Source organism: Brevibacterium sp. LAARM2_SD2 (assembly GCF_057364785.1).
Map to the genome: position 1 here is coordinate 1 of NZ_JBNFOM010000035.1, position 13,174 is coordinate 13,174.

A 13,174-nucleotide genomic window follows, 5' to 3' on the forward strand; every position below is an offset into this window, starting at 1 on the left:
TTCTCCGTCCGTGCAGACGCCTGCGGCTCCGCAGGCCGCTTCAGCTCCTGCGTCTCCGGCGACACCGGCTCCCGAGTCGCCGACCCAGCCCGCCGCGGCGGAACCGGCCCCGGCCGGCCGGCGGAAGCGCGGGATCGACCCCCGCTGACCTCCCGTCGTCGCGCATCGACCCGGCGCCGACGCCGAAGGTCTCCCACGAGCGCGGGGCACTGGCCTCCGATCACCTGCCGCAGGAGCGGCCGCCGGTCAACGCCGAGGATCGGCTCGACCCCCGCCGCGCACCGCTGCCGCACTTCGAATCGCGCGCCGCACGCAAGCGCTACCTGCGCGAACACGGCCTGTCGATGGACGGCGACCTCTCGACCGGGGCGATCCCGGTCATCGCCGATCCCGCCGAGGCCGACGCGGCCTCCCAGTCCGGCGACGCGGCCCCGCAGTCCGGCGGCACGGGGGGATCCTCGGCCGGGCACGAATCGTTCGACGCCGCCGGCTTCGGCGGGTCCTCGGCCGAAGTGGCCGCCCGCGACTTCGAATCACCGGTGACCGCCGACTCCGCGCCGCGACCGGCCTCCGGTCCCGACGACGCGCTCTCCCGTCCTCTCCCGGAGACGACCTCAGCCTCCGCGCCGACGACGCCGAGCGGAGACGCTGCGGCGGGGAAGGCGGCGACAGCGGACACCGCTGCGACCGCCGCGAAGACGGACGCCGCCACGACCGACGCCGCTGCTGCGAAGTCGGACGCGACCGACGCGAAGACGGACGCCGCCACGAAGACGACCCCCGCCGCGAAGTTCGATGCGGCTGGGCAGCCCACCGCCGGAACGGACTCGGACGGTCCCGAACCGGCCACCCGATCCCGACGGATGCCGATCGTCAATCCGCCGAGCACCTCGGGCGTGCGGGTCGTCACCGCCGCCTCGGCGAAGGTCTCCGAACCCGTCGCGAAGGAGTCCCCGGCCCCGAAGGACCGTGCGGCCTCGAAGGGGGACGCCGGCTCGAAGGACGGTGCCGCGTCGACGGGCAGTTCAGCGTCGACGAGCGCTGGGACGGCACCGGCCGCCTCGGTGTCGGACACCGCGTCGGATACCGCACAGGACCGTGACGCCGGCACCGAGCCGACCGCCCAGTCGGCCGACGACGCCGCCCGCGAACTCGCCGCGAACCCCGAGACCCGTCCGATGGACACCGTCCCCGAGGCATGGTCCCTGCCGAACTCCGACTACGAGGACGAAGAGACCGAGAACCCGCCGGGCACCCGCATCAAGGCGAGTGCCGTGACCGGGTACGACGGGCAGATCCTTGTTGGCGAAGAGCCATCCAAAGTACCCTTTATCGTGCTGGGCGTGGCCGCGCTCTTCGCCGTCGCCCTCATCGTCATCGCACTCGTCATGCTGCTGTGACAACCTGAACCCTGGGAAAGGACCACGTGGACACCACTGAACTGCTTCGGATCGCCGCCAAAGGCGCCGATGACAAGCTCGGCACCGACATCGTCGCCCTCGACGTCAGCTCCACCCTCTACATCACCGACGCCTTCCTCATCGTGTCCGCGGAGAACGAACGCCAGGTCGGTGCGATCGTCGACGGCGTCGAGGAAGCGCTGCTCAAGCAGGCCGGTCGCAAACCGCTGCGCCGGGAGGGACGCGGCACCGGTGACTGGGTGCTCCTCGACTACGGTGACATCGTCGTCCACGTCTTCTCCACCGAACAGCGCGAGTACTACGCGCTCGAGCGCCTGTGGAAGGACGTTCCCGTCATCGACGTGACGATCGACGACACCGAGTCCGGCGACGCTGCGACCGGCGACACTGAGTCCGACGGCGCTGCGGCCGACGGCACCGAATCTGACGACGCCGAGTCCGGCGGGCCTTCGACCGGCACCGACTCCGAGACTCGATGACGAAGACCGTCATCGTCTGGCGGCACGGGCAGACGGACTTCAACCTGCAGCGGCGCTTCCAGGGACAGTCCGACATTCCGCTCAACGCCGTCGGACTCGATCAGGCCGAGCGGGCCGCCGCCGTCCTCGCCGCCCGCAGCCCCGAGCTCATCGTCTCCTCCGACCTGCTGCGAGCAGCGGTCACCGCCGACACCCTCGCCGACCGGCTGGGGACGAGCGTCGCACGCGATCCGCGTCTGCGGGAGATGGCCTTCGGCGAGTGGGAGGGCCTGACCCGCGAGGAGATCGCGGCAGTCTGGCCCGAGGAGCTGCACAAGTGGGTCTCCGGCGGCGACCCGAAGCCGCCCGGGGGAGAGACCCGCAGCGAGTCCTCGCTGCGGGTGGCCCGCGCCATCACCGACATCGTCACGACCTCGGACGCGGAGTCGATCGCCATCGTCGCCCACGGCGCGGTGCTCCGCGGGGCCGCTGAGATCCTCCTCGACATGACCGGATCCGGCCGACTCGCTGTCCTCGCGAACTGCGGACACGGCGAATTCGGCTTCACCGGTGACACGTGGGTGCTGCGCAACTGGGGCGAAGCCCCCGACTGATCACCGTCGCTTCGCGTGGACATCCCGGATGAGGCCGACGAGAGCAGCGGCTGACTCCGACCACGCGAACCTCTGCGACTGCACCTGCCCGGCCGCGGCGGCCCGGGCCCAGGCCGCGGGCTCGGTGAGCCTCCCGACCGCCTCGGCGATCGACGCGGGATCGTCCTGGTCGAAGTACTCCGCGGCGTCCCCGGCGATCTCATGGAAGATCGGGATGTCGGAGACCGCGACGGGCACGCCCTTGGCCATCGCCTCGATGACGGGCAGCCCGAAGCCCTCGGCGCGGGAGGCCGTGACGAGCGCCGTCGCCTCCTCGAGCAGCTGCGCATACTCCTCATCGCTGACCCCGCGGTGGAAGACGACCCGCGCGCGGTCGGGGATGAGCGCCCGCAGCGCCGCCTCCCGACGCCCCTCGATCCGGCTCGCGATGTGCAGCGTCCACCCGGGCAGGTGCTCCAGGGCGCGGATGAGGGATTCGACGTTCTTGTACGGCATGAACGAGCCCATGTAGACCAGGGACTTCGCCCCCGACCGATCGACCGACCGGGGTGCGGCGGCCGCGACCTCGGCGGCGTTGGACACGACGGTCACCGGTTTCGTCGTCAGATGCTCATCGGCGATGAGGGCCTTCGTCGTCTCACTCACCGCGGCGATCGCATCGGCCCGGTTGAGCAGCAGCCGCTGCGGGGTGTAGCTGAGATGGTAGAGCCGCCACAGCAGCCGCACCGGGGCCGGCAGGTCGGCCGGCGGGAGCGGGTGGGAGTAGTAGATGAGGTCGTGGACGGTGAGGATGAGCCCGTAGCGGCGACCGGTCGACCCCATGACCTGCATCGTCGAGAACACGACATCGGCGCCGAGGTCGTTGAGCCGCTTCGCGATGCCCACCTCGGCGGGGGAGAGCGGGGAGCTGAGCTTGACCCACGGGCACTCGGGGAGGAGGGCGAGCTGGGCGTCGTCGCTGATGATCGCGGTGACCTCGATGTCCGTGCCCGCGGTCGCCTCGAGCAGGGCCTCGAGCAGGCACGACCCGTACCGGGAGATCCCATCATGATGGGTCGTTCGGGTGAAGCGCGCGTCGAAGAAGACCCTGATTCGATCGGGGGCCTGTGGACCGCGTGGGTTTTTGCTCATGGAACTCCGAGTCGATAGTCTGAACATTCGAAAGTGAGCGTTCGCCGCGACGAAGGGCCAGTGAGTGAAGGAACCAGCACCTGCGTCCGAAGCCCTGAGGCTCCGGTCATGATCCTAACGATTATCGCACTCGCCGCCCTCGTCGTCCTCACCCCGCTCCTGACCCGCCTCATGGGTCGAGCCACCGGATGGCCGCTGGCCGCCGCCTACCTCGCCGTCGCCGCCCTCTTCACTCCCACCGCCGCCGAGGTGATGGCCGGGTCGACGCCGGAGGAGACGGTCTCGTGGGTGCCGAGCCTCGGCGTCGACATCGCCCTGCGCGCCGACGGCATCGGCGTGATCTTCACGTACATCGCCCTCGTCATCGGTGCCGTCGTCTTCATCTATTCGACCGGGTACCTGCCCCGGGGACGCAACACGAGCTTCTACTGGCTCATGGTGATCTTCACGTTCTCGATGGTCGCCCTCGTGCTCAGCAACAACCTCATCGTCCTCTTCATCTGCTGGGAACTGACGTCGCTGGCGTCGTTCTTCCTCATCGCCCGCTCCGGATCGCCCGGCCAGGCGCCGTCCCTGCGCACCCTGCTCATCACCTTCATCGGCGGCCTCACGCTCCTCGTCGCGGTGGGTCTGACGATCGCGGTGACCGGCACGACGAACCTCAACGAGGCGCTGCTCTCCGGAGCGTGGGCCGCGCAGCCGGCGGCCGCCACGCTCGTCGCCGTCCTCGTCGCGATCGCCGGCATGACGAAGTCCGCGCAGTTCCCGTTCCACTCGTGGCTGCCCGACGCCATGGCCGCGGCCACCCCCGTCTCCGCGTACCTCCACGCCGCGGCCGTCGTCAAAGCCGGCGTCTTCCTCATGCTCCGGTTCTCCCCGGCCTTCCACGCCACCCCGGCCTGGAACGTCCTCCTCATCGCCTCAGGACTCATCACCGCGTGCATCGGCGGCTGGTTCGCGCTCAACCAGCACGACGTCAAGAAGCTCATGGCGTACTCGACGGTGTCCCAGCTCGGCCTCATCACCGCCGTCATCGGCGTCGGCACCGAGGCCGCGATCGCCGCGGCGGCCCTGCACATCATCGCCCACGCGCTCTTCAAGTCCGGTCTGTTCATGATGGTCGGCGTCGTCGACCACCTCGCCGGGACCCGCGAACTCACCCGCATCCCGCGCCTCATGGGCCCGGCCCCGACGGCCTTCGTCGTGATGATCCTCGGGTGCGCCTCGATGGCCGGGATCCCGCCGCTGCTCGGCTTCGTGTCGAAGGAGTCGCTGTTCACCGCCCTCGTCGAATCCGGCGGCGCCGGGTGGATGCTCTTCGTCATCGCCGTGGCCGCCTCGGTGCTCACCTTCGCCTACTGCGCGAAGACGGTGTGGGGGGCGTTCATCGACGGCAAACCGGTGACGAAGTCCGAACTCGAGCACTCCTCGCCGATTATGCTCGCCGCCGCGGCCCTGCCGATCGTCGCCTCCCTGCCGCTCAGCCTCGTCCTCTACCTCTTCGACACCCCGCTCACCGCGGTGGTCGCCGCGGCGCTCCCCGGCGAGATCGAACCCGTCCACGTGAAGTTCTGGCACGGGTTCACCCCCGAGCTCATCGCCTCGGGCCTCATCATCGCCATCGGCATCGTCGTCATCATCAACCGTTCCCGCGTCTTCGTCTTCTTCCACCGCGCCCGGCTCAGCTTCGACGGCGCCGACGTCATCGCCGGCATCGCCGACGGTCTCCAGCGCCTCGGCCGCGGCCTCGGCATCGTCGTGCGCCCGATGAACTCGACGCCCTACCTCGCGACGACGCTCGGCGGGCTCGCGCTCATCACGTTCCTCTCCGTGCCCGCGGTCTACCCGAGCCTGCCGCCGCTCCAGCCGAACCTGTGGCGGCCCGCCGACATCATCCTCCTCGTCCTCATCACCGTCGCCGTCCTCGTCGTGTGCACCTCGCATTCGCGTCTGACCACGGTCGTCGCGCTCTCGGCCATCGGCATCCTCGCCACCGTGCAGATCCTCGCCCTCGGCGCGCCCGACGTCACCCTCACCCAGCTGCTCGTCGAGGCGATGACGATCATCGTCATCATGCTCGTCCTCCAGAAGCTGCCGCGCTCGTTCTGGCGCTACTCGAAGCGCCTGCAGTCGACCCGGGCGATCTTCGCGATCCTCGTCGGCATCGCCGTCACCGTGCTCACCCTCATGCTCAACGGGCGCCGTGAGCGCTCCGACCTCGGCCTCTACTACATCGAGCAGGCCCCGGAGATCAGCGGCGGCCACAACATCGTCAACACGATCCTCGTCGAATTCCGTGCCCTTGACACCCTCGGCGAGCTCACCGTGCTCGGCATGGCCGGCATCGCGATCGTCGCGGTGATGTCGACGGTCAAGGACCGCTACATCGACCCACCGGCGGAGAACATCCCGGAACCGCCGAGGCGGGCGTGGGTGACGGTGCGCCCGAAGGGCACGAGCGCCTACCGCGGCGTCCACGAGGCGTGGCCCAACGTCATCCCGCTGCAGCTGACGATCAAGGTGCTCGGGCCGCTGCTCATCATCGCCTCGCTGATGATCTTCTGGCGCGGACACAACGAACCCGGCGGCGGCTTCATCGCGGCACTCGTCGGCTCCGCCGTCATCGGCCTCCTCTACATGTCGACGGCCAAGGACCGGGCCATCGGACCCCCGCGGGCACCGCTCTACCTCATCGGCCTCGGCATCGGCATCGCCGTGGTCACCGGCCTGCTCGGGCTGATCTTCGCCGGCTCGTTCCTCGAGCCGCTGCACACCTACATCCTCGGCCAGCGGTTCACGACGTCGATGCTCTTCGACGTCGGCGTCTACCTCGCCGTCCTCGGCCTCATCCTCCTCTCCTTCAACATCCTCGGTGTCTCCGACTCCGCGGCGACCCCGGCCGGTGACGACGTGCTCACCGACGGCATCATCCGCCGTGACGTCGAACTCACCAGGGAACGCGCCGATGAGCTCCTCTACGGTGAGCTGCGCGGTCCGCTCGAGTCGATCAGAGGCGAGCGGCCCGGCCGCGGAGAGAGGATCGTCGGCCGCGGCTCGGAGGAGAAAGCGAAGGCCTCGACGACGCACATCCTCGACGGTGATGCACCGCTCGACCGCGGTGAAGCCCCGACCACGAAGGAGGGGGATCCGCGATGATCCTTGCCCTGACGATCGGCGTGCTCACCGCCGGCGGCGTCTACCTCATGATGCAGCGGTCGATGGTCCGCGGCGTCTTCGGCCTCACCCTGGTCTCGCATGCCGCGAACTTCATTCTGCTGTCCGCCGGAGTCGGGGCCTGGCGCGTCGAGCCGCTGGCCGAACGCGGTGACCAGACGATGGCCGCCGACCCGCTGCCGCAGGCGTTCGTCCTCACCGCCATCGTCATCACCCTTGCGGTGACGATCTTCATGCTCGCCCTCGCCGTGCTCGGCCACGACGACGACCAGAAGCGGGCCCCGGAGACCGGGGAGGTCCGCGAATCGTGAACTCCTCCCTCCTGCTCCTCCTCGTCGCGATCCCGCTGCTCGCCTCGGCGCTCAGCGTGCTCATCACCTCCCGCACCTTCGACCGCATCCTCCTCTTCGTCGTGCCCTCGTTCGTCGGGGCCGCGGCGATCGGACTGCTCATCCTCCACCGCACGGAACCCGTCGTCGCCCATTCCGTCGGCGGCTACATCCCGGGGCTGGCGATCCCATTCGTCTCGGACACGTTCACCGCCCTCATGCTGCTGCTGACGTCGGTGACGTCGCTGGTCAGCTGCATCTTCCTCGTGAGCACGGGGGAGGACCAGTACCGGTTCGTGCCGGCGCTCATCCTCATGATGCTCACCGGCGTCTACGGGGCGATCCTCACCGGCGACCTCTTCAACTTCTTCGTCTTCATCGAGGTCATGGTGCTGCCTGCCTACGCGCTCATCGCGGTCACGGGAACGTGGCGCCGCCTCGGCGTGGGCCGGATGTTCGTCATGGTCAACCTGCTCACCTCGACCCTGCTGCTCATCGGCGTCGGCTTCGTCTACGGTGCCCTCGGCACCGTCAACCTCGCCGTCCTCGCCTCCCTCGGCACCCCGACGGGACAGGGGGCGCTCGCGCTCGGGATCGTCCTCTTCGCGCTGCTCGTCAAGGCCGGCGGCGCTCCGTTCCACGGCTGGCTGGCCCGCAGCTACCCGAACACCTCGGCGGGGATGATGTCGCTCTTCGCCGGTCTCCACTCGAAGGTCGCCCTCTACGCGATCTACCGCATCTGCACGACCGTCTACGGTGAGCCCCCGGCCTGGGCCAACGCCATAATCGCGATCGCCGTCGTCAGCATCATCGTCGGCTCCCTCTCCGGCTTCGGGCAGAACCGGGTGCGCAACGTGCTCGCGTTCCAGATGACCTCCGGTGTCGGCCACATCCTCCTCGGCGTCGCCCTGCTCACCGCCCAGGCGCTGGCCGCCGGTGCCTTCTACATGGTCCACCACATGATCACGATGGCCGGTCTCCTCCTCGTCATGGGCGCGATCGAGCAGACGTACGGCACGGGGTCGTTCAAGAAGCTCTCCGGTCTGGCCAGTCGCGAGAAGTGGGCGGCAGTGCTCATGGTCCTCGGACTCTTCTCCCTCATCGGCCTGCCCCCGACCTCGGGCATGTGGGGGAAGATCGGCCTGATCTCCGCGGCCACTGCCGTCGAGGACGCCGCCGGCTGGTGGCTCGTCTCGGCGATCGTCATCGGCTCGCTCATCTCCATGCTCGCCCTGCAGAACACGTGGCGCAACACGTTCTGGGGCGCCCCGATGCAGTCGTACCGCCCCGATTCCGCGGAGACCGGACGCGCCGCCTCGGTGGCGATCACCGATGACGTGCGCATCCCCGGTCGACTGCTCGTGCCGGCGACGATCATGATCGCGCTGTCCGTGGCGATCTTCGTCTGGCCCGAACCCCTGCTCGAGATCACCGGGCGGGCCGCAACGGGACTGCTCGACCACACCGAATACATCGAGGCGGTGATCGGACGATGATGCGCATCATCCACGGCATCTCCTACGTCCTCTACATCCTCTGGGCGATCATCACGGGATCGGCGACGGTCGTCGGCCACCTCTTCCGCGTCGGGAGGCCCTACGCCCACCCGATGATCGTCGAGGTGCCCCTGCGCTGCCGCACCGACCTCGAGGTCACCCTCTTCGCCTCGTCGATCACGATCACCCCGGGCACGCTCGTCACCGCGATCGCCGCGGGCACCGCGACGACCCCGCCGGTCTTCTTCGTCCACTGCCTCTTCGAGGACTCCGAGGAGGACGCGCTGGCCGGTCTCTACGACATGGAATCGCGCCTGCTCGCGATGACCCGCGGCCGGGCGCCGCAGTCCTCGGCCTCGGATGTCGCCGAGGTGGAGGCCGCCTGGGTCGATCCCGGCCCCCACAACCCGTCCGCCGAAGAGGAGAGGAGACGGCGATGACCGTCATCGTCGCCATCTGTGCGATCATTCTCGCCGCCGCGATCGTCGTCGGCCTCATCCGCGTGCTCACCGCCCGCGATCTGGGGTCCCGCGCGGTCGTCAGCGATCTCATCTACTTCTGTGCGATCGGGATACTGACGATGATCGCGATCAGCGTGTCCTCCTCGATCGTCCTCGACGTCATCTTCCTCGCCTCGATGGTCGGCATCCTCGCGACGATCGCCCTGTCCCGGATCCTCACGAGGGGGCACCGCTGATGTCGGACACCGTCGCCACCGTTCTCGTCGGAATCTTCGGCATCACCGGCTCCCTGCTCATGCTCGCCTCGGCGCTGGCGATGTTCCGGGTCAAGGACGCGCTCTCCCGGATCAACGTGTTCTCCCCGGCCACCGGCCTGGGCATGCCGCTCATCGTCATCGCCGCCTACATCCACACGCTCCACACCGAGGGCTTCAGGGTGATGACGCTGTTCATCGCGCTCATCGCCATCCTCTGTCTCATCATCGTCTCCTCGGTCGCGAGCAACACGCTGTCGCGGGCGAGCGTGCTGTCGGGGCAGCCGATCTACCGCAAGACCTCGCCGAACCGTCTGGCCCAGCCGCCGGAGGGCATCGAGGATCCGGCTCCGTGAGCCGGCGCTTGAGATTTCGCGGCGCTCTGAGGATTAAGTAAGGCTTTCCTTATGCTAGGCTGAGCGAGCCGTGCCCCGCGGCGCTCCCCAGGACCAGAAAGCCGCCTATGTTCCAGACATTCCTCATCGGCCTGCGCGAAGGCCTCGAGGCCGCTCTCATCGTGAGCATCCTCATCGGCTACCTCGGCAAGATCGGCCGGACCCGTGAGGTCAGGGCGATGTGGTGGGGATCGCCGCGGCGATCCTCGTGTCCCTCGGCTTCGGGGCGCTGCTCACCTTCGGTCCCTCGACGCTGACGTTCGAGGCCCAGGAGTTCATCGGCGGGACCCTCTCGATCATCGCCGTCGGCTTCGTCACGTGGATGATCTTCTGGATGGCCAGGACGGCGAAGAGCCTCGGCGGTGAGCTGCGGGCCGCGGCGGACAAGGCCCTCGACGGTCCCGTCATCGGGCTCGTCATCCTCGGCGCCTTCTCCGTCGGCCGGGAAGGGCTCGAGACCGCGCTCTTCCTCTGGGCCGCCACCCGCGCGAACGCCACCGGCACCGCCTCGGCGCTCGGCCTCACGGCGGCCGCGATCGCCGGCATCGCCATCGCCGTTGTCCTCGCGTGGCTCATCGCCAAGGGCCTGCTCAGACTCAACCTCTCGGCGTTCTTCCGCTATTCGGGGGCGTTCCTCATCCTCATCGCCGCCGGCGTCCTCGCCTACGGGTTCCACGACCTCCAGGAGGCCGGAGTCGTCCCCGGTCTCCATGCCCTCGCCTTCGACGTCTCCGCCGCCGTTCCGCCGACGAGCTGGTACGGGGTCCTGCTCAAGGGCATCTTCAACTTCTCACCGGCGACGACGTGGGTCGAGTTCACCGTGTGGTGGCTCTACGTCATTGTCGTCGGCGCGCTCTTCATCCGCAGCCTCCGCGCCTCCCCGACTCCGGCAGCGCGACCGGCCGCCCGCGGCGTCGCCGCCGCCTGAACCCCCGCTGCCACCGGCGGCCCACCCTGACTCCACCTCTGCCGATTCCCCGGCGACCGCCTCGGCGGACCTCCCTCCGCCTCTGTGCAGGACAACGATCAAAGGACCGATATGACCACTCTCTGGCCCCGTCTCGCCATCGGCCTCGCCGTCGGCGGTGCGCTCGTGCTCACCGGCTGCGAACCCAATGACCCAGGCGACGGCACGATCGCGGTGACGAGCACCGACGACTCGTGCGACGTCGCCGCGCAGGAGGCCCCGGCGGGCACCCTGAAGTTCTCCGTGACGAACGACGGTTCGAAGGTCACGGAGTTCTACCTCCTCGGCGAGGACGGACTGCGCATCATCGGCGAGGTCGAGAACATCGCGCCGGGACTCGAGCGCACCCTCACGGTCACCGCCCCGGAGGGCAAGTACTTCACGGCATGCAAACCGGGCATGGTCGGTGACGGGCTGCGCGGGGACTTCACAGTGACGAAGGGCACCGGGGGGCAGAGCGTGAGCGCCGAGGATTCGCAGCTCGCCGAGCAGGCGACGACGCAGTACGCGGCGTACGTGAAGGATCAGACGGAGCAGCTGCTCACCGGCACCGAGGAGTTCGCGAAGGCGTACAAGGACGGCGACGACGACAAGGCGCGGACCCTCTACGCCCAGGTGCGCACGAACTGGGAGCGCATCGAGCCCGTCGCCGAATCCTTCGGCGACCTCGACCCCAAGCTCGACCTGCGTGAGGCCGACCTCGAGGAGGGACAGGAGTGGACCGGCTGGCACCTCATCGAGAAGGACCTGTGGCCGCCGAAGGACGGGTACACGGCGCTGAGCGAGGGTGACCGGACGAAGTACGCCGACCTCCTCGTCTCCGACACGCAGGTCCTCTACGACCGGACCCGGGACATGAGCTTCACCCCCGACCAGCTCTCCAACGGGGCCAAGGAGCTCCTCGACGAGGTGGCCACCGGCAAGGTCACCGGTGAGGAGGAGACCTGGTCGCACACCGACCTGTGGGACTTCCAGGCCAACGTCGACGGCGCCCGGGTCGCGTACGAGAATCTCCAGCCGCTGCTGGCCACCCGCGACAAGGAGCTCGATGAGACGCTCAAGACGCGCTTCGCCGACCTCCAGGCCCTCCTCGACGAGCACCGGAAGGGCGACGGGTTCGTCCTCTACACCGAGCTGAGCGAGGACGAGGTCAAGGCCCTGTCCGATTCCGTCAACGCGCTCTCCGAACCGCTCTCCCAGCTCACTGACAAAGTGGTGGGCTGATGGCGGACCGGCCGGGTGTGTCGCGGAGGGCGATGTTCGGCATCGGGGCGGGTGCCGTCGCGGCCGGTGCTGCGGCCGGGTACTTCGCCCATGATCCGCTCGCCGAGGCGGTCGGGGCCGATTCCGATGTCGTCGACTTCTACGGCACGCACCAGGCCGGGATCGTCACCGAGGCCCAGGACCGCATGTGCTTCGCCGCGATCAACGTCCTCACCGACGACCGTGAGGAGCTCATCGAGCTCCTCAAGACGTGGACGGCCGCGGCGGCCAATCTCAGTCAGGGGCTGCCCGTCGTCGAGGGCGGCGTCGCCGACGGCTCTCGGTACGCTCCGCCCGAGGACACGGGGGAGGCGCAGGGGCTGAGCGCCGGCCACCTCACGGTGACGATCGGGTTCGGCCGCAGCCTCTTCACCGATGCCGAGGGGAAGGATCGCTTCGGCATCGGGAAGAAGCTGCCAGTCGGGCTCATCGACCTGCCGCATTTTCCCGGTGATCAGCTCGACGAGGCGCGCGTCGGCGGGGACCTGTGCATCCAAGCGTGTGCCGACGATCCGCAGGTCGCCGTCCACGCGGTGCGCAACCTCATCCGGATGGGCTTCGGCATCGTCTCGACGAAGTGGATGCAGCTGGGCTTCGGGCGTACGGCGTCGACGTCTCCGGTCCAGGAGACCCCGCGCAACCTCTTCGGCTTCAAGGACGGCACGGCGAACATCCGCTCCGACGAGGACACCGCGCTCAACGAGAACGTGTGGGTCCGGGACGGCTCATGGCTCGACGGCGGCAGCTTCCTCGTCGCTCGGCGCATCCGCATGCACATCGAGACGTGGGATCGGGAGAGCCTCGACGGGCAGGAGCGGATCTTCGGCCGCACGAAGATGACCGGCGCGCCGCTGTCCGGCGGCGAGGAGTTCACGACCCCTGATTTCGCGATGGCCGGGGCCGGCAGTCAGCCGATCATCCCGGTGACCTCACACGTCCATCTCGCGCATCCGAAGCAGAACGGCGGCGTGCGGCTCCTGCGCCGCGGATACAACTACGCCGATGGCGCGGATGCGCGCGGCAACCTCGACGCGGGTCTGTTCTTCATCGCCTTCGTCGCCGATCCCGCCCGTCACTATGTGCCGATGCAGAACCGGCTCGCATCCCAGGACGCGCTGAGCGAATACCTGCTCCACACGGGGTCGGGGCTCTTCGCGATCCCGCCGGGCGTGAGCAGGGGCGGTTGGATCGGGCAGACGCTCTTCGGGTGA

The 13,174-nt window shown here is 68.9% G+C and carries 12 protein-coding genes and 1 pseudogene; 12 read left to right on the forward strand and 1 reads right to left on the reverse strand.

The annotated features are described in order from the left end of the window. From AC2W7K_RS16730 to AC2W7K_RS16740, 3 genes are all read left to right on the forward strand, one after another. Positions 1-1,400 (forward strand): hypothetical protein (locus tag AC2W7K_RS16730; RefSeq protein ID WP_486006434.1); only part of this gene is annotated, 1,400 nt, incomplete at its 5' end. Positions 1,401-1,426: 26 nt separating this feature from the next. Further along, positions 1,427-1,900, forward strand: a complete 474-nt coding sequence (gene rsfS, locus AC2W7K_RS16735; RefSeq protein WP_198498640.1) for a ribosome silencing factor — start codon at positions 1,427-1,429, stop codon at positions 1,898-1,900. Then, positions 1,897-2,493: a histidine phosphatase family protein gene (locus AC2W7K_RS16740; protein WP_198498641.1), complete on the forward strand. Its 597-nt coding sequence runs from the start codon at positions 1,897-1,899 to the stop codon at positions 2,491-2,493. The genes rsfS and AC2W7K_RS16740 overlap by 4 nt, the downstream gene beginning before the upstream one ends. On the opposite strand, the gene AC2W7K_RS16745 is transcribed toward AC2W7K_RS16740, so the two are convergent. Continuing rightward, positions 2,494-3,624: a glycosyltransferase family 4 protein gene (locus tag AC2W7K_RS16745; protein WP_232623577.1), complete on the reverse strand. Its 1,131-nt coding sequence runs from the start codon at positions 3,622-3,624 to the stop codon at positions 2,494-2,496. Positions 3,625-3,732: 108 nt separating this feature from the next. Here AC2W7K_RS16745 and AC2W7K_RS16750 point away from each other — a divergent pair, with 108 nt between their 5' ends. From AC2W7K_RS16750 to efeB, 9 genes and pseudogenes are all read left to right on the forward strand, one after another. Next, complete coding sequence (locus tag AC2W7K_RS16750; RefSeq protein ID WP_198498642.1) at positions 3,733-6,780, forward strand: DUF4040 family protein; 3,048 nt, start codon at positions 3,733-3,735, stop codon at positions 6,778-6,780. Continuing rightward, a complete protein-coding gene (locus AC2W7K_RS16755) occupies positions 6,777-7,109 on the forward strand; it encodes a sodium:proton antiporter (protein ID WP_198498643.1) in 333 nt (110 codons plus the stop codon). Before AC2W7K_RS16750 ends, AC2W7K_RS16755 begins: the two co-directional genes overlap by 4 nt. After that, positions 7,106-8,623, forward strand: coding sequence for a monovalent cation/H+ antiporter subunit D family protein (locus tag AC2W7K_RS16760; protein WP_198498644.1), 1,518 nt, complete (start codon positions 7,106-7,108; stop codon positions 8,621-8,623). The genes AC2W7K_RS16755 and AC2W7K_RS16760 overlap by 4 nt, the downstream gene beginning before the upstream one ends. Further along, the gene (locus AC2W7K_RS16765; RefSeq protein WP_232623578.1) at positions 8,620-9,063 is read left to right on the forward strand and encodes a Na+/H+ antiporter subunit E; all 444 of its coding nucleotides are present in this window, start codon (positions 8,620-8,622) and stop codon (positions 9,061-9,063) included. Before AC2W7K_RS16760 ends, AC2W7K_RS16765 begins: the two co-directional genes overlap by 4 nt. Further along, a complete protein-coding gene (locus tag AC2W7K_RS16770) occupies positions 9,060-9,320 on the forward strand; it encodes a monovalent cation/H+ antiporter complex subunit F (RefSeq protein ID WP_198498645.1) in 261 nt (86 codons plus the stop codon). Before AC2W7K_RS16765 ends, AC2W7K_RS16770 begins: the two co-directional genes overlap by 4 nt. Further along, a complete protein-coding gene (locus AC2W7K_RS16775; protein ID WP_198498646.1) occupies positions 9,320-9,694 on the forward strand; it encodes a cation:proton antiporter in 375 nt (124 codons plus the stop codon). Before AC2W7K_RS16770 ends, AC2W7K_RS16775 begins: the two co-directional genes overlap by 1 nt. 107 nt (positions 9,695-9,801) lie before the next feature. Then, a pseudogene (gene efeU / locus AC2W7K_RS16780) lies at positions 9,802-10,661 on the forward strand (iron uptake transporter permease EfeU). Positions 10,662-10,772: 111 nt separating this feature from the next. Beyond that, a complete protein-coding gene (gene efeO / locus AC2W7K_RS16785; RefSeq protein WP_198498648.1) occupies positions 10,773-11,924 on the forward strand; it encodes an iron uptake system protein EfeO in 1,152 nt (383 codons plus the stop codon). After that, positions 11,924-13,174, forward strand: coding sequence for an iron uptake transporter deferrochelatase/peroxidase subunit (efeB, locus tag AC2W7K_RS16790; RefSeq protein ID WP_198498649.1), 1,251 nt, complete (start codon positions 11,924-11,926; stop codon positions 13,172-13,174). The genes efeO and efeB overlap by 1 nt, the downstream gene beginning before the upstream one ends.